This window comes from Plantibacter flavus, from assembly GCF_900177615.1.
In the GTDB taxonomy this organism is placed as follows: Bacteria; Actinomycetota; Actinomycetes; order Actinomycetales; family Microbacteriaceae; genus Plantibacter; species Plantibacter flavus.
The window spans coordinates 419,172-445,854 of the sequence record NZ_FXAP01000004.1 but is presented as its reverse complement, the minus strand read 5'-3'; the positions used below and the strand labels follow the sequence as shown (position 1 = coordinate 445,854).

General features: G+C 68.4%; 24 protein-coding genes. 17 read left to right on the top strand and 7 right to left on the bottom strand.

Translation table 11 applies throughout. The features are described from left to right. Window positions 1–8: 8 nt before the first annotated feature. On the bottom strand, window positions 9–1,166 hold the full coding sequence (locus B9Y95_RS14480; RefSeq protein WP_085512765.1) for an AAA family ATPase: 1,158 nt from the start codon (window positions 1,164–1,166) through the stop codon (window positions 9–11). A 320-nt stretch (window positions 1,167–1,486) separates the two neighbouring features. Here B9Y95_RS14480 and rplJ point away from each other — a divergent pair, with 320 nt between their 5' ends. The 5 genes from rplJ (at window position 1,487) to B9Y95_RS14460 (ending at window position 4,839) form a co-directional block, all read left to right on the top strand. Further along, the gene (gene rplJ, locus B9Y95_RS14475) at window positions 1,487–2,005 is read left to right on the top strand and encodes a 50S ribosomal protein L10 (protein WP_056014121.1); all 519 of its coding nucleotides are present in this window, start codon (window positions 1,487–1,489) and stop codon (window positions 2,003–2,005) included. 78 nt (window positions 2,006–2,083) lie between these two features. After that, window positions 2,084–2,467, top strand: a complete 384-nt coding sequence (gene rplL / locus B9Y95_RS14470; protein ID WP_056014124.1) for a 50S ribosomal protein L7/L12 — start codon at window positions 2,084–2,086, stop codon at window positions 2,465–2,467. A gap of 329 nt (window positions 2,468–2,796) precedes the next feature. Further along, on the top strand, window positions 2,797–2,940 hold the full coding sequence (locus B9Y95_RS20715; protein ID WP_159453420.1) for a hypothetical protein: 144 nt from the start codon (window positions 2,797–2,799) through the stop codon (window positions 2,938–2,940). A gap of 148 nt (window positions 2,941–3,088) precedes the next feature. Then, the gene (locus B9Y95_RS14465) at window positions 3,089–3,550 is read left to right on the top strand and encodes a MarR family winged helix-turn-helix transcriptional regulator (RefSeq protein WP_064294532.1); all 462 of its coding nucleotides are present in this window, start codon (window positions 3,089–3,091) and stop codon (window positions 3,548–3,550) included. Next, on the top strand, window positions 3,547–4,839 hold the full coding sequence (locus B9Y95_RS14460; RefSeq protein WP_085512762.1) for an MFS transporter: 1,293 nt from the start codon (window positions 3,547–3,549) through the stop codon (window positions 4,837–4,839). The genes B9Y95_RS14465 and B9Y95_RS14460 overlap by 4 nt, the downstream gene beginning before the upstream one ends. Window positions 4,840–4,952: 113 nt before the next feature. Here B9Y95_RS14460 and B9Y95_RS14455 read toward each other — a convergent pair whose 3' ends face one another. After that, window positions 4,953–6,002 carry a LacI family DNA-binding transcriptional regulator gene (locus B9Y95_RS14455; protein WP_085512759.1) on the bottom strand — a complete coding sequence of 350 codons (1,050 nt, stop codon included), beginning with the start codon at window positions 6,000–6,002 and terminating at the stop codon, window positions 4,953–4,955. Window positions 6,003–6,300: 298 nt separating this feature from the next. Between B9Y95_RS14455 and B9Y95_RS14450 the strand changes: the two genes are divergently transcribed. From B9Y95_RS14450 to B9Y95_RS14440, 3 genes are all read left to right on the top strand, one after another. After that, complete coding sequence (locus B9Y95_RS14450) at window positions 6,301–7,614, top strand: ABC transporter substrate-binding protein (protein WP_085512757.1); 1,314 nt, start codon at window positions 6,301–6,303, stop codon at window positions 7,612–7,614. Window positions 7,615–7,744: 130 nt separating this feature from the next. Continuing rightward, window positions 7,745–8,878, top strand: coding sequence for a carbohydrate ABC transporter permease (locus tag B9Y95_RS14445; RefSeq protein ID WP_085512754.1), 1,134 nt, complete (start codon window positions 7,745–7,747; stop codon window positions 8,876–8,878). After that, window positions 8,875–9,849: a carbohydrate ABC transporter permease gene (locus B9Y95_RS14440; protein ID WP_079706730.1), complete on the top strand. Its 975-nt coding sequence runs from the start codon at window positions 8,875–8,877 to the stop codon at window positions 9,847–9,849. Before B9Y95_RS14445 ends, B9Y95_RS14440 begins: the two co-directional genes overlap by 4 nt. Before the next feature lie 237 nt (window positions 9,850–10,086). Here B9Y95_RS14440 and B9Y95_RS20710 read toward each other — a convergent pair whose 3' ends face one another. Further along, window positions 10,087–10,608 carry an endonuclease domain-containing protein gene (locus B9Y95_RS20710; RefSeq protein WP_159453419.1) on the bottom strand — a complete coding sequence of 174 codons (522 nt, stop codon included), beginning with the start codon at window positions 10,606–10,608 and terminating at the stop codon, window positions 10,087–10,089. 667 nt (window positions 10,609–11,275) lie between these two features. Between B9Y95_RS20710 and B9Y95_RS14430 the strand changes: the two genes are divergently transcribed. From B9Y95_RS14430 to B9Y95_RS14405, 6 genes are all read left to right on the top strand, one after another. After that, a complete protein-coding gene (locus B9Y95_RS14430; protein WP_085512929.1) occupies window positions 11,276–13,165 on the top strand; it encodes an ABC transporter ATP-binding protein in 1,890 nt (629 codons plus the stop codon). 201 nt (window positions 13,166–13,366) lie between these two features. After that, entirely contained in the window at window positions 13,367–15,613 is a 2,247-nt protein-coding gene (locus tag B9Y95_RS14425) for an adenylate/guanylate cyclase domain-containing protein (protein WP_200811422.1), read from the top strand. Further along, on the top strand, window positions 15,610–17,031 hold the full coding sequence (locus B9Y95_RS14420; RefSeq protein ID WP_085512750.1) for a mechanosensitive ion channel domain-containing protein: 1,422 nt from the start codon (window positions 15,610–15,612) through the stop codon (window positions 17,029–17,031). Before B9Y95_RS14425 ends, B9Y95_RS14420 begins: the two co-directional genes overlap by 4 nt. Before the next feature lie 32 nt (window positions 17,032–17,063). Then, window positions 17,064–17,732: a GntR family transcriptional regulator gene (locus B9Y95_RS14415; RefSeq protein WP_085512748.1), complete on the top strand. Its 669-nt coding sequence runs from the start codon at window positions 17,064–17,066 to the stop codon at window positions 17,730–17,732. 121 nt (window positions 17,733–17,853) lie between these two features. Next, the gene (locus B9Y95_RS14410) at window positions 17,854–18,645 is read left to right on the top strand and encodes an aquaporin (protein ID WP_085512746.1); all 792 of its coding nucleotides are present in this window, start codon (window positions 17,854–17,856) and stop codon (window positions 18,643–18,645) included. Window positions 18,646–18,802: 157 nt separating this feature from the next. Beyond that, window positions 18,803–19,312, top strand: a complete 510-nt coding sequence (locus B9Y95_RS14405) for a hypothetical protein (RefSeq protein WP_085512744.1) — start codon at window positions 18,803–18,805, stop codon at window positions 19,310–19,312. 92 nt (window positions 19,313–19,404) lie between these two features. Here B9Y95_RS14405 and B9Y95_RS14400 read toward each other — a convergent pair whose 3' ends face one another. The 3 genes from B9Y95_RS14400 to B9Y95_RS14390 form a co-directional block, all read right to left on the bottom strand. After that, a complete protein-coding gene (locus B9Y95_RS14400; RefSeq protein WP_079706736.1) occupies window positions 19,405–19,614 on the bottom strand; it encodes an antitoxin in 210 nt (69 codons plus the stop codon). Between the two features lie 118 nt (window positions 19,615–19,732). After that, on the bottom strand, window positions 19,733–20,521 hold the full coding sequence (locus tag B9Y95_RS14395; RefSeq protein WP_234994116.1) for a DUF305 domain-containing protein: 789 nt from the start codon (window positions 20,519–20,521) through the stop codon (window positions 19,733–19,735). Between the two features lie 4 nt (window positions 20,522–20,525). Beyond that, window positions 20,526–21,230: a DUF3105 domain-containing protein gene (locus B9Y95_RS14390; protein WP_085512741.1), complete on the bottom strand. Its 705-nt coding sequence runs from the start codon at window positions 21,228–21,230 to the stop codon at window positions 20,526–20,528. Between the two features lie 175 nt (window positions 21,231–21,405). On the opposite strand from B9Y95_RS14390, the gene B9Y95_RS14385 reads away from it, so the two are divergent. Beyond that, the gene (locus B9Y95_RS14385) at window positions 21,406–22,650 is read left to right on the top strand and encodes an Nramp family divalent metal transporter (protein WP_234994115.1); all 1,245 of its coding nucleotides are present in this window, start codon (window positions 21,406–21,408) and stop codon (window positions 22,648–22,650) included. An 81-nt stretch (window positions 22,651–22,731) separates the two neighbouring features. On the opposite strand, the gene B9Y95_RS14380 is transcribed toward B9Y95_RS14385, so the two are convergent. Continuing rightward, entirely contained in the window at window positions 22,732–23,409 is a 678-nt protein-coding gene (locus tag B9Y95_RS14380) for a metal-dependent transcriptional regulator (RefSeq protein ID WP_085512736.1), read from the bottom strand. Between the two features lie 119 nt (window positions 23,410–23,528). Between B9Y95_RS14380 and B9Y95_RS14375 the strand changes: the two genes are divergently transcribed. Further along, window positions 23,529–24,737 carry a hypothetical protein gene (locus tag B9Y95_RS14375; protein ID WP_085512731.1) on the top strand — a complete coding sequence of 403 codons (1,209 nt, stop codon included), beginning with the start codon at window positions 23,529–23,531 and terminating at the stop codon, window positions 24,735–24,737. After that, window positions 24,728–26,683: a GMC family oxidoreductase gene (locus tag B9Y95_RS14370; protein WP_085512729.1), complete on the top strand. Its 1,956-nt coding sequence runs from the start codon at window positions 24,728–24,730 to the stop codon at window positions 26,681–26,683. Before B9Y95_RS14375 ends, B9Y95_RS14370 begins: the two co-directional genes overlap by 10 nt.

Below are 26,683 nucleotides of genomic sequence, written 5' to 3'. Positions count from 1 at the left end.
CCGGACGCTCACCGGGACGGCCAGGCCCACGGCGGCGTCGACAGCAGGCCCTGATCCTCGACGGTCGTCTCGCCGAGTCGCTTCACCAGCCGGTGCTCGTGCACCTCGCCGGCCTCGAGCATGGCCTCGATGAGCGGGCGGGCGTGGGAGACGACCACGAGCTGTGTGTCGGCGCTCGCCGCGGTGATGAGCCGAGCGAGCTGGGGGAGGAGGTCGCCGTGCAGGCTCGTCTCGGGCTCGTTCAGCACCATGAGCTCGGGCGGGCGAGGGGTGAGGAGCGCCGCGACGAGCAGGAGGTAACGGAGCGTGCCGTCGGACAGCTCGCCGGCCGAGAGCGGACGGAGCATCCCGGGCTGTTCGAGCTCAAGCCGGAACACCCCGTCGTCGGCGCGCACGCGCAGCACGCTGCCGGGGAACGCATCGTCGACGGCGGCGTCGAGGCGATCCCGGCCGCCGGACTCGATGATCGTCTGCACCGCGGCGGCGAGGTCCGCGCCGTCGTGCCCGAGTACAGGCGTCCTCGTCCCGACCTGCGGCGCACGTGCGGGGGCATCGCGGTCGGTGCGGAACTGGTCGTAGAACCGCCAGCCGCGCACCTGGCCGCGCACGCGGAGGACCTCGGGCGTCGCGTCGGCGTCCGAGAACTCGGTGAGGATGCTCTCCGAGGTGCCGAGCGTTCGACCGATCGGACGCCACGACCCGTCGCGGACGCGGACCGCCGGACCATGTCGGTCGACGAGGAGGCTGCTCGGTTTGGCCAGTGCGCCGGCGAAGATCTGCTCCAGCTTGATCTCGGGGTCGCGGCCGAACAGCGTCGTGGACGGCTGCGGGATCCCGAGGTCGATGAGATACCCCAGCGTGTCCGTCGCGAACCCGAGTCGCAGGCTGATCGGACCCGAGCGGCGCGTGCCCTGGACCGGGACGGAGCCGTCGACCATGGCCCGACTCACGTGCTCAGGGCCGGCCCAGAGCGTCGAGGAGAGCCCGCCGTCGCGCGCGAGGGATCCGACGACATCGCCGTCGCCCGCACTCGCGAGGAGTCGGAGTGCCCGGTAGAGGTTGGACTTGCCCGTGCCGTTCGCGCCGGTCACGACGTCGAGGCCGTGCAGCTGCAGCACGGTGTCTCGGATGGACCGGTAGCCGGAGATGGCGAGCGTCTGGATCATGGCTCCATGGTGCCGGTCGCCTCGGACATCCGGACGGGGGGTCGTGAGCGCCCGGTGCACGCCTGTCGGAACGGGGCCGGGGGTGTGTTATGGTTATCGAAACCAAAGACCGCCGGTCACTGTCGCGTGCAAACGAGACAGTCGAAGGTTCTCATGACGAGACGTCCAGCGCAGGTGTATGAAGAACTGATCGAGGCTCGCCTCTCCCCAGCTCCGTGCGCTTGCGCCGGAGCTTTTTTCATGCCCGAACCCTTCACCGGCCCGGCGGTTGGTGTGTGCGGCCTCCGCTGCATGCATTCAAGATTCGAAAAGGAGTGGCCATGGCGAACAAGGAAGCCTCGGTTGCCGAACTCACGGAGAAGTTCCAGAGCTCGACCGCCGTTCTGCTGACCGAGTACCGCGGCCTCACTGTTGCTCAGCTCAAGACCCTGCGCAAGAGCATCAGTGCGGACGCAACCTACGCCGTGGTGAAGAACACGCTGACCAAGATCGCGGCGAACAACGCCGGCATCTCGTCGTTCGACGACGAGCTCGCCGGTCCGTCCGCGATCGCATTCGTGCACGGTGACCCGGTCACCGTCGCGAAGGCTCTTCGTGACTTCGCCAAGGCAAACCCTCTCCTCGTGGTCAAGGGCGGTTACTTCGACGGTAACCCGCTGACCGCTGAAGAAGTCGGCAAGCTCGCCGACCTCGAGTCCCGTGAAGTGCTGCTGGCAAAGCTTGCCGGCGCCGTCAAGGCCTCGCTGTTCGGAGCTGCCTACCTCTTCAACGCACCGCTCTCGAAGGCCGTTCGCACGGTCGAGGCGCTGCGCGAGAAGCAGGAGTCCGCGGCCGAGTAATTCGGTTCCGCGAACAATCAACCCCGTACCTGTCCGCCGCGTGATGCGGTTGCAGGGCATGAAACAAGGAGAACAATCATGGCAAAGCTGTCAAACGAAGAACTGATCAACGCGTTCAAGGAGCTCACGCTCATCGAGCTCAGCGAGTTCGTCAAGCTGTTCGAGGAGACCTTCGAGGTCACCGCTGCTGCTCCCGTCGCCGTCGCCGGCCCGGCTGCTGCTGGCGCTGCTGTTGAAGAGGTCGAAGAGAAGACCGACTTCGACGTCATCCTCGAGGCTGCTGGCGACAAGAAGATCCAGGTCATCAAGACGGTCCGCGAGCTCACCTCGCTCGGCCTCGGCGAGGCCAAGGCTCTCGTCGACGGCGCTCCGGCTGCCGTCCTCGAAGGCGCCAACAAGGAAGCCGCTGACAAGGCGAAGGAAGCCCTCGAGGCTGCCGGCGCCACCGTCACGCTCAAGTAGTCGGTCCCCTGCGGGGGACAACCACTGGGCTGGCGACCGACTCCGGTCGGTCGCCGCTGACGATCGCGGATCTTCCTGAGACGAGTGCTGCATGCACTCGGCAGAGACATCCGTGATCGGAGGGCATCGCCCCCGATTCGTTCGGGAGCGGTGCCCTCCGTCAGTTCACCGGAGGGTTTGCGATTCGTCGCGTCACTCCACACGGCCGCGGATGCTCTGCACCCGTCGACGACGTTCGTCGACGGTTCACGCAGGTATCCGCGTCGTCGTCCCGCTCCGTGTGAGCGTGGGCCGTCGGTACGGTGCCCGAATCGGGAGAACCCACCACCATGAACACCCACGCACGCTGGCGTGCAACCATCACCTGGATCCGAGCCCAGCTCGCATCCGCCTTCACCGAGTCGGAACGGGCGAGCGACGCCCGCCCGCCCGATCCGCGGGTCGGCCAGTCCTTCACCACCTGGATGCGCTGACCCTCGGACCACTCCCTCCCCAACTCAGGAACACCGCGGCGTGTCGCCTCGGGCGCCCGGCGCTGCCGGGCGACACGCCGCCGATCTCCTGAGTTGGGGAAGTGGCGCAGGGCCAGTGCATAGCTTGGCTATGTATACTGGGTGGATCATGACCGAGAACCGTACGCATTCACCCCTGCACACCATCCTCGGCGACCTCATCACGGCGTCGCACCGGCTCACTCGCCTTGCCGCCCAGGCCACCGGATCCTCCGAATCGCCCGCCGTCTGGCGCACGCTCTCCGTGCTCACCACGGTCGGCCCCGTCCGGGTCGGCGAACTGGCCCGCCAGAGCCGGGTGTCCCAACCCACGATGACGAAGCTCGTACAGAGCCTCGACGAACGCGACTGGATCAAGCGGATCGCCGACGTCGACGACCACCGCGCGTGGCTCATCGCCATCGCCCCCAAGGGGACGGCCGCCCTCCTCGCCTGGCGCGACGAGCTCACCGACGCCCTGGAGCCTGCCTTCACCGACCTCGAGGACGACGACCTCGCCGCGATCGCCAGGACGGTCGAGATCATCCAGGCCCGCGTGGCCGTCGAGGTCGCCTCGGAGCTGACGGCATGAGCGCCGACACCAGCGCACGCACGTCCTCCACGCCCACGGCGTCGAGCCACGGCCACGGCTCCGGCCACAGTGCAGGCCTCGGCGGCATCCTGCACCAGCCGAAGGCCGTCTGGGCGGTCGCCTTCGCGAGTGTCATCGCCTTCATGGGCATCGGCCTCGTCGACCCGATCCTGCCCGCCATCGCCGAAGACCTCCAGGCGACGCCGACGCAGGCCGAGATGCTCTTCACGAGCTACCTGCTCGTCACCGGTGTGGCCATGCTGTTCACGAGCTGGCTGTCGAGCCGGATCGGTGCCAAGCGCACGCTCCTCATCGGACTCGCACTCGTCGTCCTGTTCGCGCTCCTCGCGGGCCTGTCCGACTCCGTCGGTGCCGTCATCGGTTTCCGGGCCGGCTGGGGCCTCGGCAACGCGCTCTTCATCTCGACGGCACTCGCCACCATCGTCGGAGCGGCAGCTGGCGGTCGCGCCAATGCGATCATCCTGTACGAGGCCGCACTCGGGCTCGGCATCGCGATCGGTCCACTCCTCGGTGGTCTCCTCGGCGGCATCGGCTGGAAGTGGCCGTTCTTCGGCACCGCGACGCTCATGGCGGTCGGGTTCATCGCGATCGTCACCCTGCTGAAGACCGAGGGGCCGAAGCCTGCGCCGCTCAAGCTGTCCGCGCCGTTCAAAGCGCTGGCGATCCCGTCGCTGGGAACCCTCGCGGCAGCCGCCCTGTTCTACAACATCGGCTTCTTCACGCTCCTCGCGTACTCGCCGTTCCCGCTCGGGCTCGATGCGATGGGGCTCGGGTTCACCTTCTTCGGCTGGGGTGTCGCGCTGGCGGTCACGAGCGTGTTCGTCGCTCCGCTGCTCACGGCTCGGATGCGTCGCACCTCCGTGATCAAGCTGGTCCTGCCGTTGCTGGCACTGGACCTCGTCGCGGCCGGACTCCTCGTCCAGTCCACCACCGGCCTCATCGTCTGCATCGTCGTCGGCGGGCTGCTGCTCGGCGTCATGAACACGGTGCTGACCGAGTCGGTCATGGAGGCGACGGACCTGCCGAGCAACGTCGCATCCTCGGCGTACTCGTCGGTCCGGTTCCTCGGCGGTGCCATCGCGCCGCCGGCAGCCGCGGAGATCGCGAAGCTCATCTCGCCCGCCGCGCCCTACTACGTGGCCGCCGGCTCGCTCATCGTCGCGGTGCTCATCGTCGTCCTCGGACGCAAGCACCTCGCCCGCGTCGACGGTCCGGTGGAGAGCGAGCTCGACGAGGCCATCGCGATCACCGCAGCCGACGCGAGCTGATCGGACCGCTCACCGCGCCCCACTGACGCGAGCGCTCCCCTCCGGGGGCGTGCGCTCACGTCAGTGGGGCGCGCTCGGCTCAGCGCACCGCGCTGGGAGTGCAGCCGGGGTGTCTACTCGGCGGACTCGGGGCGCGTCGTGGTCTGCCGGATCACCAGACGGGTCGGCCAGCGCACCTCGGAGACGGTGCTGCCCGGCTCCCCGGAGTCCGGGGCCTGCGCGCGTTGCTCGTCCTCCAGGTCTTGGAGGAGGATCTCGACGGCATGCCGCCCCTGCGCGCGGGGCTCCTGCTCGAAGGTGGTGAGCGCGAACATCTCCGCGTAGGAGTGCCCGTCGATCCCGATGACCGACAGCTCCGCCGGAACGGTGATCCCGAGGCGTCGTGCGGCGATGATGATGCCGATCGCCACCTCGTCCGTCGAGGCGAACACCGCCGTCGGACGGATCCTCGAGTCCCGCAGCAACTGCGCCGCGGCCTCGTACCCGCCCGGCAACGAGTGGACCGCGGGCAGAACGTGCACGGCGGAGGTGAGCCCCGCATCCTCCATCGCCGCCAGGTAGCCGGCCAGGCGCCTGCCGTGCACGGTGTCCGTCTGCAGTTCGGCGTCGTGGCCGGTGATGTGGGCGATGCGCGTGTGCCCGAGCGTCATGAGGTGCTCCGTCGCCTCGCGGCCGAGCGCCTGGTCGTCGATGTTGATGGAGTGGGCCCCGCGGATGTTGCCCCCGATCGACACCAGCGGGCGGGGGTTGGCGAGCAGGCGCGCGATCTCGTCCTGCGAGGCCTCGATCCCGATCGAGATCATGCCGTCGAAGCGCTTGTTCGTGAGGTACGAGTCGAAGATGCGGTCGCGTTCCGGGGAGTCGGGCGGCAGATGGTGGAGCGTCAAGTCGTAGCCCCGAGCACGGAGAGCGCCCTCGGCGCCTTCCAGGACCTCACCGAAGTACCAGCGGTTGAGGAACGAGGTGAGGACGCCGATGGCCAGCGTGCGTCCAGTGGACAGGCTCGCGGCGATGGGCGAGGCGACGTACCCGATCGTGGCCGCGGCCTGCACGACCCGTTCCCGGGTCTCGGCCGACACGTATCCGCGCCCGGTGAGCGCTCGCGAGGCCGTCGCTTTCGAGACGCCGGCGAGGGCCGCGACATCACTGATGGCACCACTCATGCCGACTCCCTCCGTTGGGTAGCACCACCATAGCGAATCTGGAACAGACCTGGAACTACCGACTGGAACTGATCCATAACATCTGGAACACGAATGGTCCGTCCGGCCGCGTGATTTCGGTGGGAGCGCTCTCACTGTCTATTTCGTTATGTTCTCGTGCTTGCATCCTGTCGCCGGGTGAAGTACTTTGACGCATGGAAACGGTTCCGCATCCGGACCGATTCCGCACCAGTGCATCATCGGAACGGCTCGACCCTGGAGACGTTCGAACCTGCAGCACTCAATGAGGAGGACACAGATGAGTTTCATTCGGACCCGCCGGACGGCCCTGCCGCTGGCCGTCCTGGCCGTCGCGGGCGTCGCGCTCACCGCTTGTTCAGGCGGATCGGGCAGCAGCGGCGGTGGCGACGACGACAAGACCGTCACCATCTACGGGACGATCGCCGACACCGAGGCGAAGCTGCTCGAGGAGAGCTGGGCCGACTTCGAGAAGGACAGCGGCATCACGATCAAGTACGAGTCCTCCAAGGAGTTCGAGTCGCAGATCGGTATCCGCGCCCAGGGTGGTAACCCGCCCGACCTCGCGATCTTCCCGCAGCCCGGCCTCCTGGCCGACCTCGCCAAGCGCGACTACCTGAAGCCCGCGCCCGACAGCGTCAAGGCGAACATCGAGAAGTACTGGTCGACGGACTGGGCCGCCTACGGCACCGTCAACGACACCGTCTACGGCGCTCCGCTCATGGCGAGCGTCAAGGGCCTCGTCTGGTACCAGCCGGCCAAGTTCAAGGAGTGGGGCGTCGAGGTCCCCAAGACCTGGGACGAGCTGCTCACGCTGACCAAGACCATCCAGGAGAAGACCGGCGCAGCACCCTGGTGCGCCGGCTTCGGCTCCGGCGACGCCTCAGGCTGGCCCGGCACCGACTGGATCGAAGACCTCGTCCTGCGCCAGCAGGGCCCGGACGTCTACGACGACTGGGTGGCCAACAAGGTCAAGTTCACCGACCCGAAGATCAAGGAAGCGTTCGACTCGGTCGGCGAGATCCTCAAGAACCCGGAGTACGTGAACGCGAGCTTCGGCGACGTGTCCTCGATCAACTCGACCGAGTTCGGTGACGTCGCTCCGGCGCTCGCCTCCGGCGCCTGCGCACTGCACCACCAGGCATCGTTCTTCTCCGGCTTCCTCGAGGACGCCGGCGCGACCGTCGCCCCCGACGGTGACGTGTGGGCCTTCGTGACCCCCGGCATCAAGGAGGGCGAGACCGCTGTCACCGGTGGTGGCGAGATCGTCGGCGCGTTCAGCGACGACGAGAGCACCGTCAAGGTCCAGGAGTACCTCTCGAGCCCTGAGTGGGCGAACAAGCGGGTCAAGCTCGGCGGCGTCATCTCCGCCAACAACGGCCTCGACCCGGCGAACGCCTCGACGCCGATCCTCAGCCAGGCGATCGAGATCCTGCAGGACGAGAAGACCACGTTCCGCTTCGACGCCTCCGACCTGATGCCCGGTGCCGTCGGCGCCGGAACCTTCTGGAAGGGCCTCGTGAACTGGATCAACGGCGACGAGACCGACCAGGTCCTCAAGGACATCGAAGCCGGCTGGCCCTCCAGCGAGTAATCGATATCCGGAACTGCTGCTCATGAGCGGAAGCGCCGGAGGGTGATCACCACCCTCCGGCGCTTCCGCCTCGGCAGTGGAACCCCCTAGGGTTCACTCAGGGTCCAACGCCGTACTCGAAAGGCCAGCTATGTCAGGTTTCCTCAACTGGTTGGGCGGACTGCCACCGCTCGCCCAGATCCCGATCGTCGTCATCGCCTTCGGCGCGGTGGTGGCCCTCCTCCTCTTCTTCGTGGACATCGCGCCACGCAAGGGCACCCTCTACACGGTCATCCGTCTGGCGTTCTGCGTCCTGGTGCCCGTCGTCGTCGTCCTCTTCTTCGGCTCGTTCCTGTGGGCCGCTGCCGTCGCAGCCGTCCTGGGTGGCGTGCTCTTCCTGCTCGACTACCGGTCCAAGAAGGGCGTCGGGTACCTCGTCCAGCTCGTCGGCTTCCTCGCACCGGCCTTCCTGCTGCTGCTGATCGGCCTGATCCTGCCGTCGATCAACACGACGATCGCCGCGTTCATGTCGGCCTCCGGCAAGAACTTCGTCGGGCTGAACAACTTCATCTGGCTGTTCACGCAGCCGAGCGCCATCCGGACCGTGATCAACACGATCATCTGGGTGCTGCTCGTCCCGTCGCTGTCGACGGCCTTCGGCCTCGCCTACGCCGTGTTCATCGACAAGTCCCGCGGCGAGAAGTACTTCAAGATCCTCGTCTTCATGCCGATGGCGATCTCCTTCGTCGGCGCCTCCATCATCTGGCGTTTCATCTACGCCTACCGTGAGGCGGGCGCGACCCAGATCGGTCTGCTCAACCAGATCGTCGTGTGGTTCGGCGGCACCCCGGTGCAGTGGTTGCAGAACGAGCCGTGGAACACGCTGTTCCTCATCGTCGTGCTCATCTGGGTGCAGACCGGGTTCGCGATGGTCGTCCTGTCCGCCGCGATCAAGGGTGTCCCCACCGAGCAGATCGAGGCCGCCGAGCTCGACGGCACGAACGGCTGGCAGCGCTTCACCAACGTCATCGTCCCCGGCATCCGCTCCTCGCTGGTCGTCGTCGTCACGACGATCTCCATCGCGTCGCTGAAGGTCTTCGACATCGTCCGCACCATGACCGCCGGCAACAACGGCACCTCGGTCATCGCGAATGAGATGTACACCCAGTTCAAGAACTTCGAGAACGGCCGGAGTGCGGCATTCGCCGTGATCCTGTTCATCCTCGTGCTGCCGATCGTCATCTACAACGCACGGCAGATCAAGAAGCAGAGGGAGATCCGATGAGTGCTGTGCAGCCGATCGAACTACCGATCGACGAGTCCACGAAGGACCAGCTCGCGAAGGGTGAACGCGGCATCGAGGCTGCGAGCCGACGGACGAAGAAGCGGCTCACGAGCCGTGGCGCGACCATCGCGGCCGTCGTCATCGCGGTGCTGTGGACGATCCCGACCTTCGGTCTCTTCGTCTCCTCGTTCCGGCCTGAGCAGCAGGTGAAGACCACTGGTTGGTGGACGATCTTCTCCGACTTCCAGGTCACCATCGACAACTACGTGCAGGTGCTGCAGGCCGGCAACTCGACGCTGAACCTGGCGGGCTCGTGGGTCAACTCGATCGCCATCGCGGTCCCGGCGACCCTGATCCCGCTGGTGGTGGCGAGCCTCGCGGCGTACGCGTTCGCGTGGATCGACTTCCGCGGCAAGAACTTCCTGTTCATCCTCGTGTTCGCGCTGCAGGTGGTGCCGATCCAGATGGCGCTCGTCCCGCTGCTGTCGACCTTCTCCCGTGGCCTGAACATCTTCGGTCTGCAGGTCGGCGAGGGACTGGACGCGAGCGGCACCTTCGCCCAGGTGTGGATCGCCCACACCATGTTCGCGCTGCCGCTGGCGATCTTCCTCCTGCACAACTTCGTCGCGGAGATCCCCGGCGAGGTCATCGAAGCGGCACGCGTGGACGGCGCCGGTCACGGTCAGATCTTCTTCCGGATCGTGCTGCCGCTGACCATGCCCGCCATCGCGTCGTTCGCGATCTTCCAGTTCCTGTGGGTGTGGAACGACCTCCTGGTCGCGCTCATCTTCGCGGACGGCGAGGTCGCACCGATCACGAAGCTGCTGGCGGAGATCACAGGTACGCGTGGCAACGAATGGCACCTGCTCACGGCCGGCGCGTTCATCTCGATCCTCGTCCCGCTCGTCGTGTTCTTCGCACTGCAGCGGTACTTCGTCCGCGGGCTCCTGGCCGGTTCGACGAAGGGCTGACCCGACACGCGGTTCGATCCTCCGATCGACAGCGTCGTCGGTGCGCGGACGCCCCGGGAGCTCACGCTCCCGGGGCGTCCGTGCGTCTGCGGGTCGTTCCCTTCTCGTGCTGTTTCCCTCCCTAACTCAGGAGCGTCTCGGCGAGCCTCGCCGAAGAGGGGCGTGACAGACCCGACACGCCGCGCCTCTCCTGAGTTAGGGAACGTTTCGAACCAGGGCGGGCAGCTGTTGGATCGATCAGGGGCGGCGTTGCGCGACGTGTGGAGGTGGGCCGAGTGGACCCGCGGCCAACGTCGACCGGATAGCACCCAGGACGACGTACCAGTCGTTCATCACCATGCGATATGTGAACCTCAACACCTGATACCCCTGCACGACCAACTGGGCGTCCCGCCAGCGATCCTCTTCGTGAGCGTCGCGATTGTCGTGGAACTCACGGCCATCCCACTCGAGGACGAGCCATCCGTCGATCACCTGATCGACCCGGCCGACAGCCGGAATGACGACCTGGTGACGGCCGACAATGCCGGCGGACTCGAGGCGGATGCGAGCGATGCTCTCGAGAAAACTGTGGCAACCCGGTTCCACACGCGGTAACCGCTCGGCGCGTGGCGACGGAAGTGCATCGATCCAGGAGGGGAGTGCTGTCGACAGCGCGGGTTCTCTGTGGGTGAACGAGTCCAGAGCCGCCCCGACGACCTCAGGGTGCTGGCAATCGACCAGGTGGCCGATCACCTGTCGCCGTGGTTCGACGAGCATCGGGAGGAGGGTGCCGCGGGTGGGGGTTGTGGCCCAGTCGTCCCAGTGGAGCACGGCGTCGTCGCGGTCTTCGGCCGGCGGACGTTTCCACCGCTCATCGGCCGAACGGAGGCGGGCTGCATTCGGCGGTAGCGCGACATGGAGTCGAGGCGTCGACGGAACGGCCCAGCCGTACCAACGTGCTGCCGAGACGCAGCTCAGTCGGCCCCCGACTCGCACAGCCCTCACCAGGTCACTCGCCGCGTCCGGCGCCGCGTACCAACCGCGCCGCACCCGTATCAGCATCCCGGTCTCGACCGAGATCCGAAGTGTCTCCTTCGTGTGCCCGAGCCGCCGGAGCTGATGGACGGTGGCGATCCCATGAGCTGGCTCCAGGAAGGTCGTCGCAATCGTCATCCTCCGATCGTGCGCGCCGGGGCTGGTCGCCCTCCTACCCGAGCGCCCCCGTCGTGCAAGGTGTCGCGCACACGCGGGCTGTGGAGGGTCGTGCCTGGCTTGCCTAACTCAGGAAGTGGGCGGCGTGTCGCGCGGGCGGTAGCCCGTGACGGGGCGCCGCGCCGGAGAGTTCCTGAGTTAGGGAGAAAGAAAGGACGGGACCGGACGGGGCGATGGAGGAGGGGAGAGGGGCGGGGAGGACGGTGGGCGGGGATAGGGTGGCGGAATGAGCATGCACGGCGGACGGGGCGGGCCACGCGGCGGTGCACCCGGGGGCGGCGGGCCCCGCGCGGGTAGCCGCGTCAGCGGTGGCGACATGGCGGCGCAGAAGGCGCTCAACGCCGAGGCACCGCGGATCCCGAACCTGGGCAAGCGCATCGTCGCGCTGTTCGTGCCCTTCCGCGCCAAGATCATCCTCACGATGGTGCTCGTCGTCATCGGCGCGGCCCTCGCGGTGCTCCCACCGCTGCTGGTCAAGCAGGCGTTCGACGTCGGCCTGTTCCCGACCGACGGTGGCAGCCCGAACCTCGTCGCCCTCGCGGAGATCGTCGGCGCGATGGTGGCGCTGTTCATCATCGCCGCCCTGCTCGGGGTCTGGCAGACCTACCTCACGGCGACCGTCGGCAACAGTGTCATGGGCGCCCTGCGCATCAAGCTGTTCTCGCAACTGCAGGCGATGGAACTGAGCTTCTTCACCCGAACGAAGACGGGCATCATCCAGTCGCGCCTCCAGAACGACGTCGGCGGCGTCGCGAACGTCCTCACCAACACCGTGTCGAGCGTGCTCGGCAACACCGTGACGGTCATCTCCGCGCTCGTCGCGATGCTCATCCTCAACTGGCAGCTGACGATCGTCGCCCTCATCCTCATGCCGATCCTGGTGATCGCGCAGCGCCGCGTCGGTCAGGTCCGGGCACGGATCGCGACGAAGACGCAGGAGTCGCTGTCGGAGATGACCGCGATCACCCAGGAGGCGCTGAGCGTCTCCGGCGTGCTCCTCGCGAAGAGCTTCAACCGTCAGGACACCGAGGTCGAGCGGTACAGCGCCGAGAACCGCACCCAGATCCGCCTCCAGGTCAGCCAGGCGATGAGCGGTCAGTGGTTCTTCGCGATGGTGAACATCTTCCTGTCGTCCATCCCTGCGATCGTGTACCTCGTGGCCGGCTGGCTCATCACCGGTGGAGCGGCGGACGTCACTGCCGGCTCGATCGTGGCTTTCACCACCATCCAGGCCCGCCTGCTGTTCCCGCTCATGGGCGTCATGCGCGTCGCCCTCGACCTGCAGACCTCCGGCGCCCTCTTCGCCCGGATCTTCGAGTACCTGGACCTCAAGCCGGCGATCGCCGACCGCGCAGGTGCCGCACCGCTCCCGAGCGCCGCGCCGCAGATCCGCTTCGACGACGTCACCTTCCGATACGCCGACGCCCAGGACGACTCGACACCCACCCTCGACGGCGTGTCCTTCACGATCGAACCCGGACAGTTCGCCGCGTTCGTCGGCCCCTCAGGAGCGGGCAAGACGACCATCTCGTACCTCATCCCGCGCTTCCAGGAGGTGTCGGGCGGCCGGGTCATGGTGGCGGGCGCCGACGTCCGCGACGTCACGCAGGAGTCCCTCGTCTCCCGCATCGGCATCGTCAGCCAGGAGACCTACCTCTTCCACGCGACGATCGCGGAGAACCTCCGCTACGCGAAGCCGGACGCCACCCTCGACGAGCTCGAGACCGCCTGCCGCGCGGCGAACATCCACGAGACGATCGCTCGGTTCGAGGACGGCTACGACACGCTCGTCGGGGAACGCGGGTACCGCTTGTCCGGCGGCGAGAAGCAGCGCATCGCCATCGCGCGCGTCCTGTTGAAGGACCCGGAGGTGCTCATCCTCGACGAGGCGACGAGCGCCCTCGACACGATCTCCGAACGGGTCGTGCAAGTGGCGCTCGACGACGCGACCCGCGGACGCACCACGGTGTCGATCGCGCACCGCCTGTCGACCATCGTGCACGCCGACGTCATCTTCGTGCTCGATCGCGGGCGCATCGTGGAGCGCGGCACCCACCAGGAACTGCTCGCCGCCGGCGGCGTGTACGCGACGCTCTACGCCCAGCAGGCCGTCACCGTCTGAACCGGGTCGCGGGACACCCCTCCCGGTCACGCCACGACGCAGCGCGCCGCCGCGCGGCCGCGCCGCCGCGCAGTGTCCAGTCCGCGAACAACTGTGGTCCAGCCATTGTGGGCGCGTGACCAGTGTGGCTAAAGTGAGCGCCATCGTGACCCCCGAAGGAGGGGCGCCCGCGCACCGCCGGATCGAGTAGGGGACTCGTCGATGACCGCAGCTGTGAACGCACCATCCGGACCATCGCCACACGACGGCACCGCAGCCGCTGAAGCCTCGACGACGGGTCCGCCGATCCCACCCGCGCCGTCGTCGGCAGCGCGGTCCCGCGGCCTCGGACGTGGTCGCTTCGGGCGGCCCGGCTTCAGCATCCAATCCAAGCTGCTCGTGATGCTGCTGCTCGTCAGTGTGGGCGCGTCGGTCGTGACCGGAATCGTCGGCTACCTCTCCGGCAGCGAATCGCTCCGGCAGGCGTCGTTCGAGCGATTGACCGAGCTGCGCGAGTCGCGTGCTCGGGAGATCACCAACTTCTACCGCCAGACGGCGGACTCACTGGTCGTGTACACCCGCGGCACCACCGTCGTCGACGCGATGAACCGGTACCACGACGCGTTCCACGAGTTGGAGGAGCAGCCGGTCGCCCCGGAGCGAGCCGCAGCCGTCGACCGCTTCTACACGGACACCTTCGTCCCCGCGCTCGACGAGCAGACCGGCGACACCGCGGATCCGGAGGCGTTCATCCCGACGAACCCGGCGCAGACCTACCTGCAGTCCGTCTACACGCCCGAGGATCTCGACTACGACCAGGCGATCACGGTCGACGACGCCGGTGACGGGAGCACCTGGTCGGCCGTCAATGCGACCTACAACGACTACTTCCGCGAGATCATCAACCGTTTCGGCTATGAGGACGCCCTGCTCATCGACGACGAGGGCGATGTGGTGTACAGCGCGTTCAAGGGACCGGACCTCGGGACCAACGTGCTGACGGGCCCGTACCAGGGCGGTGTGCTCGGCGACGGCTTCACGAAGGCGTTGCGGTCCAACGCGGTCGACTACACGGGCATCACGGACTTCGAGCGGTACCAGCCCTCGCTCAATGTACCGACACAGTGGATCTTCTCGCCGGTCGGACAGGACGGGCGCATCGACGGCGTCCTGGCGTTGCAGGTGCCCATCAGTCAGATCAACACGATCATGACGAGCGGTGGCGAGTGGAAGGACGACGGTCTGGGGGAGACCGGCGAGACCTATCTCGCCGGACCCGACCAGCTGATGCGCTCGACCTCCCGGCTGCTCCTCGAGGACCCCGAGGCGTACCTCAAGCAGTCGATCGCCGCCGGGACGCCGCCGCAGGACGCGCAGCGCGCCGTCGACGTCACGGGCACCATCCAGATCCAACCGACGCGCACGATGTCCGTCGAACGTGCGCTGGCCGGTCAGACGGGCACGCTCATCGGTCGCGGCTATCTCGGCGGCGAGAACCTGACCGCCTACACACCGCTCGACATCGACGGGCTCCAGTGGGTGCTCGTCGCGCGGATCGACTCGTCGGAGGCCTTCGCACCGGTCACCGACTTCACCCGGAACCTCATCATCTCCGTCCTCGCGATCGTGGTCGTGGTGTCGTTGCTCTCCTTGCTCCTCGCGCAGGTCTTCGCGCGCCCGGTGCGGGCGCTGGTCGGCGCGGTGCGGCGCGTGGCGGCCGGTGACTACAGCGTCGAGGTGCCCAATACGAGACGCGACGAGTTCGGCGACCTGGGTGCCGCCTTCAACGACATGAGTCGCAGCCTCCGGGTGAAACAGGAACTCATCGACGAGCAGCGGGCCGAGAACGAGAAGCTCCTGCTGACGCTCATGCCGGCGACGGTGGCGAAACGCTACAAGGAGGGCGAGGAGACCATCTCCGAGGTCCACCAGGACGTGTCCGTCATCTTCGCCGACCTCGTCGGGTTCGACGACCTCACCCGTGGCCTCGATCCGGAGCGCGAACTGTCGATGCTCAACGCCCTCGTCCGCAGCTTCGACGAGGCGGCGGAACGACTCGGGATCGAGCAGGTGCGGACGCTGCGGGAGGGCTACCTCGCGAGCTGCGGCCTCATCGTGCCCCGCGTCGACAACGTCCGCAGGACCCTCGACTTCGCGCTGGAGATGCGGACCATCGTCGAACGCTTCAACGCGCAGCACCAGGCGAACCTGACCCTGCGGATCGGGGTGGACACCGGTGTCGTGACGAGTGGCCTCGTCGGCCGGACGAGCCTCGCCTACGACATGTGGGGTGACGCGGTCAGTCTCGCCAACCAGGTGCAGTCGGTCTCCGGTCGGGCCGGGATCTTCGTCAGCCAGCGGGTCCGCGACCGTATGCAGGACACGGTCTCCTTCGAGTCCGCCGGCACCGTTGAGACGCGCGGCGGTCCGCAGGCCGTCTGGCAGGTCGTCTCGGGGCCGAAGTCATGACGCAGGTGTGGCAGGAGGCGTGGTTCCCCTGGGCCGTCGCGCTGGCCGTCGGCGTCCCTGTGCTGCTCATCGTCCTGACCGAAGTGCTCGGTGCGCTCAACCGCCGGAAGCACGCGGCGGCGAAACCGATCCGTCTGCTGCGCAACTATGTGGTGCCGGTCGGCGCGGTGTTCGCGCTCCTGGTGTTCGCCACGGCACGGGCGGACGACATCACCTGGGTGCGGATCGTCGGCACCCTCCTCGGGTTCCTCGTGATCCTGCTCATCCTCTCCGCCTTCAACGTCGCCCTGTTCGCGAACGCCGAGGAAGGGTCGTGGCGGGACCGGATCCCGTCGATCTTCGTCGACCTCGCGCGGTTGGCCCTCATCCTCATCAGCCTGGCGATCCTGTTCTCCTGGGTGTGGGGAGCCGACATCGGTGGCCTCGTCACCGCGCTCGGCGTGACGTCGATCGTGATCGGCCTCGCCCTGCAGAACGCGGTCGGTGGGGTCATCTCCGGGCTGCTGCTGCTGTTCGAGCAGCCGTTCCGGCTCGGCGACTGGCTCGACACGGGAAGCGTCCGCGGTCGCGTGGTCGAGGTGAACTGGCGCGCCGTGCACCTCGACACCGGCAACGGCATCCAGATCGTGCCGAACTCCTCGCTCGCCGGGGCGTCGTTCACGAACCTCAGTCAGCCGGCCGGTGCGTACACCGCGAGCGTCGAGGTGACCTTCTCGACCGACGACCCGCCCGACGACGTGCTCCGGCTGCTCCGCGAGGTCGGATCGGGCCTCCCGATGCTGGAACCGGGGGACGTGGTGTCCGCCTCCTACCTCGGTTCCGCGCGGTTCTCCGTCACCCTGCCCGTGTCCGGGCCCTCCACCGCCGACGCCGCCGTCGCCCTGTTCCGCGCCTGGCTCTGGTACGCCTCGCGGCGCCGCGGTCTCGCGCTCGACGGCGACGGCTCCGACCCGATCGCGACGCCGGAGCGATTGCGCAGTGCGATCGCGGCCTTGGCACCGACCCTCCACGCGCGGGAGGAGGACTACGACGACCTCGCCCGGACCTGCGCGCTCGAGCGGTACGGGCCGGGGGAGACCATCCAACAGGCGGGGATCATCCCCGGCGCGATGCGGTTCCTCGTCGAGGGTGGCGTCCATCTCGCCGTGCCGACGACGGACGGGCTCATCACGTTCCAACGACTCGGCGTCGGCGACTTCATCGGCCAGACGGCGCTGACGAGGGAGGTCGCCATGGCCGCCGCGATCGCCGACGGGACGACCCTGGTCCTGCGGATGCCGCTGTCCACCATCGACCAGCTCGTGCGGAGCAAACCCCGACTGGCCCAGGAGATCGGCGCCTCGATCGACAACAAGCACCGGCAGGCGCAGGCGGCGCTCGCCGAGGCGGGGATCGTCCGCGGTACGATCGGCCGGTAGCCAGCAGCCGTCCCCAGCCGAGCGAGGAACCGATGACGAACCCCGATGGACCGTCCAGGTCTCGCCCGTCTCCCGTCGGTGAGTCCGTGACCGAGCGGATCCGCAACGCGATCTACGACGGGACGCTCGCCTCCGGCGAGCTGCTCATCGAGGAGGAGCTGCGGGTGTGGCTCGGCGCGCCGACCGATGCGATCGTCGCAGCACTCCGGGAACTCGAGCGCGTCGGACTGGTCGAGACGGCACCGCAACGGCACACCCGCGTCGCTCAGCCACGGGCCGAGGACCGGACAGCCGTCCTGCAGACCCTCGGAGCGCTCGTCAGCGGCGTCGTCCGGGTCACCGTCCCGACGTTGACCGCAGGACAACGGGCCGAACTGCTGGCGTTCGTCGAGCACACCATGACGACGGTGGCGGCGGAGGACGCGGATGCGCACGGCCGCTGCGTCTGGGGGCTCGTGGACCGGTTCCTGAAGCACTGCGAGAACCCGGTCCTCGTCAGGGCGACGAAGGACGTGATCGGCGCCCTGATCTACCGCGTCGCTGCGACGCGGTCGGCTGAGACGGTGGACTGGTCGGATCTGCGCGTCGGCTACCCGCACCTCCGCTCAGCGATCGCCTCGGGCGACGCCGTCGGCGCGGAGCTCGCGATCGAGCACGTCTTCCGGCTCCAGGTCCCGCTCCACGACCTGGAGGTGCACTGACGGACGGCGACATGCGGACCGCGGGCTGTCGCCGGTGGAACGCCTGGCAATAGTCTGCTGGTGACGCGGTGGCCGCCAGCCGACCACGTCCACGTCGTCACCACGAGCGAGAAGAGCCCAGATGTCCTCCCCGGAAGTCCCACCCTCCGTCGAACCGACGACCGCGTCGCAGCTGCTCGCCGAGGTCGCGGGCACCTTCCTGCTCGTCTTCGGTCTCGTCGGGACGGCGACCTTCTCCGCATTCTTCGGCGAGGAGACGTCCAACCCCCTGGGCGTCGGTTTCCTCGGAGTGGCGATCGCCCTCGGCCTCTCGGTGACCATCGCCGCCTACGCGTTCGGCCCCATCTCGGGCGGGCACTTCAACCCCGCGGTGACGCTCGGGTTGGCCGCGGCCGGTCGGTTCCCCTGGCGTGCGACGTGGACGTTCATCCTCGCGCAGCTCGTCGGAGCGTTCCTCGGTGCGCTCGCGGTGTTCGGCCTCGCTGCCGGCGGCCCGGCGGGCTTCCTCGACAAGGCCGTCGCGAGCGGCTTCGTCTCGAACGGCTTCGGCGAGCTCTCGCCCGGCGGATTCGGACTCGTCTCGGCGATCGTGATCGAGGTCGTCATCACCGCACTCTTCCTCTACGTCATCCTCGGCGTCACGCACACGCGGGCGGCCGCGGGCTTCGCGCCGATCGCCATCGGCGGCACCCTCACGCTGTTCCTGTTGATCGCGATCCCGATCGACAACGGCTCGATCAACCCGGCGCGCTCCATCGCGACCGCGATCTTCGGCGGAGGCGACTGGCTCGCGCAGGTCTGGGTGTTCATCGTGTTCCCGATCATCGGCGCGCTGATCGCCGGATTCAGCTACCGGATCCTGTTCGAGGGGACCCGCCCGGTGGGTTCCCGACCGGTCGCGAACCGCAGCTGAGTCGTCCGGGCCTCGCCCGCACCCCGTCCGCCCTGGCGGACGGGGTGCGTCGTTTCGGGTCGGCACCCCGCGAACGCGGGCAACCCGCATTGGGGGACGCGCTTTCCACGGACACCGAGCATGCTTGACGTTCGAGCGCCGGAACCTTGGAGGGGCGATGACGATGACCGAACGCGACGCCCCCACGACCGCGTGGGTGGGTCCGCTGCAGGATGGCGGCAGCGTGCCCGATGCGCCGCTCCCACCGGACGTCGCCTGGGAGCTCCTCCGGGAGGCGCTCGTCGAGGACTTCATCGACGACCTCCCACGTCCGGTCCGGACGGCGGAACTCGCCGCGCGGCTCCATGTGAGCCGAGCGTCCCTCATGACCAACATCCGTCGTGGCAATGTCGTCGCGAACCGTCGCGCCGGCCGATGGGAGATCGACACCGTCGCGAGCCGCACCTATCTGCGGTCGGCGATCCTCAGCCTGGGTGAACGTCGTCGCGCGCTGAGCGGTGTTGATGAAGACCGCTCCACGACCGTGCAACTGACGCTCAGCGGACGCGCGTCGGAAGTCCTCTCGGACCTGATGCAGGACACGCACCTGTCCGCTCCCGAACTCGTGGCCATCGCACTCGACCGGTTCCGGAGCAACCCCGTCGACGCCGACGTCGACGGGCGCTGACCGGCACGGAGTGACGATCGACCGCTGACCGTCGCAGACGCGAACGGCCGGGCTCCCATCGGGACCCGGCCGCCACGTCTCGAGCCGGGGGACTACTCGTTGCCGACGGCCTTGTCCGCCGCGTCGCGGGCGCCGTCGATCTGCTCGTCGAACTTGCCGCCGGTGACCTTCTTGGCCGCGTCGGCCACGCTGCCGAGGAGCTTGTCGCTGATGTCCTCGGCCTGTTCGCTCTTCAGTGCGTCCTTGACCTTGTTGTCCTTCAGGAATTCCTGAGCCTTCTTGGTGATGTCGTCGAGTGCCATTCGTCGCTCCTGTTCATCGGGCCCGTTCGGGCGTCGGGATCATTCTTCGCCGTCGAGTGGTGTTCTGGCTAGCCCCTTGTCGGTGCCGGTAGATCGACCGGGCGGTCGACGGGAGGCGTCAGTCGACGAGGTCGACCGGTCCGCCGCGGTCGTCGAGCATGCGGGTCATGAGCTCGATCTCCGCCTGCTGGCTCGCGATCACCGCGCGCGTGAAGGCCAGCGCGGTCGCGTTCGTGGTCCGCGGCTGCAGCGCCTCGGCCATCTCGACCGCGCCCTGATGGTGGGCGATCATCAGGGTGAGGAACACGCGCTCCGCCTGGAGACCGGACGCCGCCGTCAGCTGGTCGATCTGGGCGGGTGTGGCGAGGCCCGGCATCGGTTCGCCCGGGGTGTGGGTGGACCCCGGCGTCGCCGTGTCGCCGCCATGTGCATGGCCGCTCGCACCCGTGAGCGTGGGCAGCGTCATCCACGTCATGTCCGGCTGCCGCGAACCCTGCGGCAGGTTCCACTGGACGAGCCAGTCGTACAACTGGCCCGACTGCTGCGCCTGGGTGGTCGCGATGTCGTACGCGAGGGTGCGCACGTCGACCGCGTCCGTCCGGTCGCGGATGATCATGGCGAGCTCCACGCCCTGGTTGTGGTGCACCTGCATGTCGCGCGAGAAGCCCGCCTCGGCACTCGTCGTGGTCGGTGTCGGGTCGGCGAGGGTGCTGAGCCGGCCGACCGAGAAACCGATCGCCGCGGCGACCATGATCGCGACGACCGCCATCGCGGCGATGACGACGCGGGTCCGGCTGGAGCCGTCGGGGGAGCCTTGCGCCTCCCAGGCGGCGAGTTCCTCGTCGGTCACGCCGCCGTCGGACGGTTCACCGGTCGCCGGGGCGTCGGGTGTGCTCGCCGGGGTCAACGGATCAGACCTTGCCGGGGCCGTCGATCGCGCCGGTGCAGGCCGCGCCGGGCTCCGGGACGTTGTTGCTCTTCCAGAACTCCTCGAAGAAGTCGGCGATGCGCGCGTCGCTCGCGTTGTTGACCTGCAGCTGCGAGTTCCAGCCGCTCAGCACGATCGGCGAGGGGAGGTCGGACTTCGGCGACAGGACGACGTACGTGGTGGGGAGGATCTCCTTGAGCTTCGTGAGCTCCGCGTCGCTGAGCGACGGGTCGTAGGTGACCCAGATCGCGCCGTGCTCGAGGGAGTGGACCGCGTTCTCGTTGGTCTGCTCCTCGGTGTAGACGCCGCAGTTCAGCCAGTACTGGTTGTGCGGGCCACCGGCCGGCGGGTTCTGCGGGTAGTCGACCGTGCCCTCGACGTGCTCCGAGGTGTTCTGGAACAGTTCCACGCCCGCGATGTCCTGGCCGGTGCCGGTGCCACCGCCGGGGTAGCTGGCGTTCTTCGGCAGGGTGAGGACGACGCTCGTGATGAGGACCGCGATGACGGCCACGCCGCCCACGACGCCGGCCCAGATCCCGATGCGGCGGTTGCGGTTCTTCCGCTTCTGCGCCTGCTTGAACGCCGCGACCTTGGCCTGACGCTGGACTTCGCGCTCCTGCTTCACGCTCTGCTGCTTGACGGCGGGCGGGACGGGGGTGTTCTTGGGGCGATCTGCTGCGGGGGTCACGGGGGCCTCTCGAAAAAGTTGTATGCGTAACTATCGAACCAGATGTGCTTCCGGGGGCCGTTCCGGCGCCTGACGATGCGCAGTCGATTCTCAGGCTCATCCAAGCAGACGGCGGGTGAATCCAAGAGTTAGACTCGTCTAACAAATGTAGCGCGGTCTTGCTAACATGGCCGACGTGACCACTGACCTCGCCGCTCCGACGACCCGCGCGCCCCGCGGACCACGACTCCTGTTCCTCCTCGGGCCCGCCTTCGTGGCGGCGATCGCCTACGTCGATCCAGGGAACGTCGCGGCCAACCTCACGGCGGGAGCCCAGTACGGCTACCTGCTCGTCTGGGTGCTCGTCGCCGCGAACGCGATGGCCGTGCTCGTCCAGTACCTCTCCGCCAAGCTCGGCCTCGTCACCGGGCAGAGCCTGCCCGAGCTGCTCGGCTCGCGACTGCGCACCGGGCCGCGTCGGCTCTACTGGGTGCAGGCGGAGCTCGTCGCCGCCGCGACCGACCTCGCCGAGGTGATCGGCGGTGCCGTGGCGCTCTACCTGCTGTTCGGGATCCCGCTCGTGCTCGGCGGCGTCATCGTCGGGGTCTTCTCGATCGGGCTCCTCGCCGTGCAGAACCGGTACGGCCAGCGGCACTTCGAGTTCGCGATCCTGACGCTCCTCGCCGTCATCGCCGTCGGCTTCCTCGCCGGCCTGTTCGTCAGCCCCGTCGACTGGGGTGCCGCGGCCGGTGGCCTCGTTCCGCGGTTCGAGGGCACGGCGACGGTCCTCCTCGCCGCGAGCATGCTGGGCGCGACGGTCATGCCGCACGCGATCTACCTCCACTCCTCGCTCAGTCGGGACCGGCACGGCGTCCAGACGAACGACGGCGCCATCCGTCGGCTCATCGTGGCGACCCGCTGGGACGTCGCGGCGGCACTCGTCCTCGCCGGAGCGGTGAACATCGCGATGCTGCTGCTCGCGGCCGCGTCGCTCGGCGGCGTCGAGGGGACGGACTCGATCGAGGGGGCGCACGCGGCGATCACCGCTGCGCTCGGACCGGTCATCGGCGTGATCTTCGCCATCGGTCTGCTCGCCTCGGGGCTCGCCTCGACCTCGGTGGGCGCCTACGCGGGAGCGGCGATCATGGGTGGGCTCCTCAAGGTGCGCATCCCGTTGCTCGCCCGACGCGTGATCACCCTCATCCCGGCACTCGTCATCCTGGCGGCGGGCATCGATCCGACGACCGCGCTCGTGCTCAGCCAGGTGTTCCTCAGCCTCGGCATCCCCTTCGCGCTCATCCCGCTCGTGCGCTACACGGGCGACCGGCGGATCATGGGTGTCCACGTCGACCGGCCCGCCACCCGGGTGTTCGCCTGGATCGTGGTCGCGCTCATCGTCACGCTGAACGTCGCGCTCATCGTGCTGACGTTCTTCGGCTGATCAGCCCGGCGGTTCGTTCGCCCATCCTTGGGCGAACGAACGCCCGTTCGCCCAAACCTGGGCGAATGAGACGGGCCGCGATCAGGCGATGACCGTCACCCAGACGGCATCGGCGGCGAGGCGACCGAGCGTGAGGCGGGTGCCGGTGGCGGTGAGCCGGAGTTCCAGTTCGCCCGCGAACGCACGGTGGTCGTCCACGCTGAGCTCGGTGTCGAGGACGATGCCGAGGGTGCTCAGGTGGCGGAGGGTCTCCGGGTCGGCGTCCGAGATGCGGCACACCGTCAGCGGGCTGTCCGACGGCGCCTCGTTCAACCGGACCGCGTCCGGGCGGTGCGGGGTTCCGTCGGCAGAGGGGATCGGATCGCCGTGCGGGTCGCGGATCGGGTGGCCGAGCGCGGCGTCGATGCGCTCGATCATCGTGTCGCTCGCCGCGTGCTCGAGGATCTCCGCCTCATCGTGGACCTCGTCCCAGCCGTAGCCGAGCATCTCGACGAGGAAGGTCTCGATGAGCCGGTGCCGCCGCACCATCGCGACCGCGTGCGCCTGCCCGGCAGGGGTGAGCTCGATGCTGCCGTAGGGCTCGTGCACGACGAGTCCCTGGGCGGCGAGTCGCTTCACGGCGTCGGAGGCGGTCGCGGGACGGACACCCATGCGATCCGCGAGCAGCTTGACGGTGGCCGACTCGTCGGCCCACTCGGAGGTCGTCCAGATCGTCTTGAGGTAATCCTGGGAGACGGCGGAGAGGCCGGAGACGGTCATGTTTCGATTGTACGGATGCCCGTCGGGCTGAGCCGACGGCGTGTTCCGAGCGTCGCACCGACGCTGTTGTCACCGGTTTGAAATACACACAGGATATATATCATCGGTACATTTGACTCATGTCGAATTCCGATCACGCGGGGACGCAAGGTCGCCCCCGCCGACACGCCACCGGCGACAGCGGGACCGATCGTCTCGCGGCGAGCACCGTCGGGGTGCTCACGCTCGCCGTCGGCATCGTCCTCTTCGTTGCCCAGATCCTGCCGTTCGTCGATGGCTGGGTGTACCCCGTCGTCATCGGTGCGGTCACGATCGCGCTCCTCGTCTTCGGGCGACGCGCCGCAGCCCGCGCGCGCACGGCGACCGCCCGCCTCTGGGCCGGATGGGCCGGTCTCACGGCCTCCGTCGTCGTCTTCGCGGCCATCAACCTCGTCGGGCTCGGCGGAGCCCTCGTCTCCATCCTCCTCGTCGTGATCGTCGTCAACGCGCTCATCGCGCTCTGGTTCCGTTCGGGTGTCCATGCCGCGATCGTGCAATGGCTCGGCTTCGGATGGGCGGTGGTCGCCTACCTGTACGGCGTCGGACCTTGGGCCGCGATCGTGCTCGCGCTGGCCGGACTGTGGTGGGTCGGGCGGATCGGCATGTCCCGTGCGGTCGTCGCGTCGACCACGCTGCTCATCCCGCTGACACTCGCACTGGCCCTCCACCCGGTGACCCATGACGGCTTGGCGATCGACGGCGGGGACATCGCCACCGCGGCCGGGCTGACCGCGCTCGCCCTCCTGATCGGGGCCGTCATCGGCCGGCGGGAGCAGTACGCGTCGTTCTGGCCGACCATGCGCGTGACGGCGATCGTCTTCCTCGTCCTGCAGATCCTCCTCGCCGGGACCCCCGCCGTCGCAGCCGTGTTCGAACCGGTGGACCCGCTCCCGTCCCTGCTCGGAGCGCTCGCCGCCTGGTTCGTCGCGGCGCTCGTCGCCACTGCCGTCCCGACGAGACCGGGCATCGCGAGTGCACTCACGTACCCCGCCGTCCTGTGGGCCGTCATCGCCTCCTCGGTCTGGTTCGGCGGGCCCTGGCCGACGATCATCGCCGCAGTCGCGCTGGCTGTGCCGCTCGGCTGTCGACTCCTGGCCGGCGCACCGTGCGGGATCCTCGGCGGGGTCTCCTCCGACGGGCGCGGCGTGGTGCTCCCGACGCTCGGGATCGCGCTGCTGGTGGGGTTCGCGCTCGTCGGGACGTCTGCCGGCGTGTCCGTCGTCATCCCCGTGCTCATCGTCGTGGGCGTCGGTCTGATCATCGTCGTCGGGAGGCTGACATGGACGTGACCAGACGCGGGCTCATCACGGGTCTCGCCGCTGGAGCCGCAGCAGCGGCCGTCGGAGCGATCGCAGCAGCCGTCCCCGGACGAGTGGCGTTCGACCCGGAGGGTCCGAGGCGTCCCGTGATCGACACCGACGCGCTGGAGAGCAAGGACGAGTACGACTACGTGATCGTCGGCGCCGGCGCGGGTGGTGGACCGCTCGCCGTCAGGCTCGCCGAAGCGGGCTACGAGGTACTCGTGCTCGAAGCAGGCCCTGCGAAGACGGACGCCGACACGTATTCGGTGCCCGCGTTCCACTTGTTCGCCTCCAGCGACCCGGAGATGAGCTGGGACTTCTACCCCCGGCACTACTCCGACCGAGCACTGCACGGCAGCCGCTTCGTCGACGCTGAGGACGGCATGTTGTACCCGCGCGCGTCGACGCTCGGCGGATGCACCGCGCACCACGCGCTCCTCATGCTCGCGCCCGAGTCGGACGACTGGGATCGGATCGGACGGATCACCGGCGACCCCAGTTGGAACGCGCTCACGATGGCCGAGTACGAGCGCCGGGTGCTCGAGTGGTTGCCGATCGAGACGTCACCCGCATCGATCCTCGCCCAGGATGAGACGCTCGCCCGCCTCGTCGCTGCGGCCCTCATCGACACCGGAGCCGAGTCCGCGCCGATCAGCGCGGTCGACCTCAACCGGGGTCGGTTCGACGGCACCCTCATCGATCCCAACGACCCGGCGAACATCGAGGCGTACCGCGAGGGCGTCACCCTCGTACCGCAGTCCTCGCGCGACGGTCGCCGCTACGGCACCCGCGAGCGTCTGCTCGATGCGGCGCCGGGTCTCGTCGGAAACCTCTTCCTCCAGACCGATGCGCTCGCCGAGCAGGTGGTCTTCACCGCTTCGGACGACGGAACACCGCGGGCGAGCGGCGTCGAGGTGCTCGTCGCCCCCTACCTGTACGGCGCGAGTCCGCTCCGGCGACCGAGCGATCCGGACGAGCGGGAGCGCATCCGCCGGCGGGTCACCGCACGGCGCGAGGTCGTGCTCGCCGGTGGGGCCTTCAACACCCCGCAACTGCTCATGCTCTCCGGCATCGGGCCCGAGGAGCACCTGCGCGAGCACGGCATCGACGTCGTCGCCGCATCCGAGGGTGTCGGTGGCAATCTGCAAGACCGCTACGAGATGACCGTCGTCACCGAATTCGACCGGCCGTTCGGCGTGCTGGAGGGGAAGACCTACGGCAACCGACGCGACCCCGGACTCGCCGAATGGCGCTCGGGCGACCCCAACGCCCTCTACCGTTCGAACGGACTGCTCGTCGGGCTCAAACACCGCTACAGCCGCGGCAGCGAGCATCCCGAGCTCTTCGTCTTCGGTGCGCCGTCGAACTTCACCGGCTACCGACCCGGTTTCGCGGAAGACGGCCTGGCGGGTGCGAACCACTTCAGCTGGGCCGTGCTGCGCGGATACGAGGAGAGTCAGCGCGGGACGGTGCGTCTCCGATCCGCCGACCCGACCCGGACGCCGGAGATCAACTTCCGGTACTTCGACGACGGCGCAGGCGGCCCGGGGAGCGACCGTGATCTCGAAGCGATGCGCGAAGGCCTCAGCCGTGCCCGGAGCATCAACGAAACGGCAAGACGTCTGCGCTTCGCCGACGCCGCGACCGACGTCGAGACCTTTCCCGGGCCTGATGTCGTCTCGGACGCACGACTCGATGAGGAGATCCGCCGGGAGGCGTGGGGGCACCACGCGAGCTGCTCCGCCCCGATGGGGTCGGACGGTGATCCGATGGCGGTGCTCGACTCACGCTTCAGGGTGCGTGGAGTCGCCGGCTTACGGGTCGTGGACGCCTCGGTGTTCCCGAAGATCCCAGCGCTCTTCCCCCTCATGACGATCTTCGCGATGTCGGAACGAGCTGCAGCCACCATGATCGACGATGCGAGACGAGGATGA

Bases quoted from the DNA above. Each gene is read 5' to 3' on its own strand.
- B9Y95_RS14370 (WP_085512729.1), top strand. From the start codon at position 24,728: ATGGACGTGACCAGACGCGGGCTCATCACGGGTCTCGCCGCTGGAGCC.
- B9Y95_RS20710 (WP_159453419.1), bottom strand. From the start codon at position 10,608: ATGCTCGTCGAACCACGGCGACAGGTGATCGGCCACCTGGTCGATTGC.
- B9Y95_RS14405 (WP_085512744.1), top strand. From the start codon at position 18,803: ATGACGATGACCGAACGCGACGCCCCCACGACCGCGTGGGTGGGTCCG.
- B9Y95_RS14465 (WP_064294532.1), top strand. From the start codon at position 3,089: ATGACCGAGAACCGTACGCATTCACCCCTGCACACCATCCTCGGCGAC.
- B9Y95_RS14400 (WP_079706736.1), bottom strand. From the start codon at position 19,614: ATGGCACTCGACGACATCACCAAGAAGGCTCAGGAATTCCTGAAGGAC.
- B9Y95_RS14455 (WP_085512759.1), bottom strand. From the start codon at position 6,002: ATGAGTGGTGCCATCAGTGATGTCGCGGCCCTCGCCGGCGTCTCGAAA.
- rplJ (WP_056014121.1), top strand. From the start codon at position 1,487: ATGGCGAACAAGGAAGCCTCGGTTGCCGAACTCACGGAGAAGTTCCAG.
- B9Y95_RS14445 (WP_085512754.1), top strand. From the start codon at position 7,745: ATGTCAGGTTTCCTCAACTGGTTGGGCGGACTGCCACCGCTCGCCCAG.
- B9Y95_RS14380 (WP_085512736.1), bottom strand. From the start codon at position 23,409: ATGACCGTCTCCGGCCTCTCCGCCGTCTCCCAGGATTACCTCAAGACG.
- B9Y95_RS14425 (WP_200811422.1), top strand. From the start codon at position 13,367: ATGACCGCAGCTGTGAACGCACCATCCGGACCATCGCCACACGACGGC.
- B9Y95_RS14440 (WP_079706730.1), top strand. From the start codon at position 8,875: ATGAGTGCTGTGCAGCCGATCGAACTACCGATCGACGAGTCCACGAAG.
- B9Y95_RS20715 (WP_159453420.1), top strand. From the start codon at position 2,797: ATGAACACCCACGCACGCTGGCGTGCAACCATCACCTGGATCCGAGCC.
- rplL (WP_056014124.1), top strand. From the start codon at position 2,084: ATGGCAAAGCTGTCAAACGAAGAACTGATCAACGCGTTCAAGGAGCTC.
- B9Y95_RS14430 (WP_085512929.1), top strand. From the start codon at position 11,276: ATGCACGGCGGACGGGGCGGGCCACGCGGCGGTGCACCCGGGGGCGGC.
- B9Y95_RS14420 (WP_085512750.1), top strand. From the start codon at position 15,610: ATGACGCAGGTGTGGCAGGAGGCGTGGTTCCCCTGGGCCGTCGCGCTG.
- B9Y95_RS14480 (WP_085512765.1), bottom strand. From the start codon at position 1,166: ATGATCCAGACGCTCGCCATCTCCGGCTACCGGTCCATCCGAGACACC.
- B9Y95_RS14460 (WP_085512762.1), top strand. From the start codon at position 3,547: ATGAGCGCCGACACCAGCGCACGCACGTCCTCCACGCCCACGGCGTCG.
- B9Y95_RS14450 (WP_085512757.1), top strand. From the start codon at position 6,301: ATGAGTTTCATTCGGACCCGCCGGACGGCCCTGCCGCTGGCCGTCCTG.
- B9Y95_RS14410 (WP_085512746.1), top strand. From the start codon at position 17,854: ATGTCCTCCCCGGAAGTCCCACCCTCCGTCGAACCGACGACCGCGTCG.
- B9Y95_RS14415 (WP_085512748.1), top strand. From the start codon at position 17,064: ATGACGAACCCCGATGGACCGTCCAGGTCTCGCCCGTCTCCCGTCGGT.
- B9Y95_RS14375 (WP_085512731.1), top strand. From the start codon at position 23,529: ATGTCGAATTCCGATCACGCGGGGACGCAAGGTCGCCCCCGCCGACAC.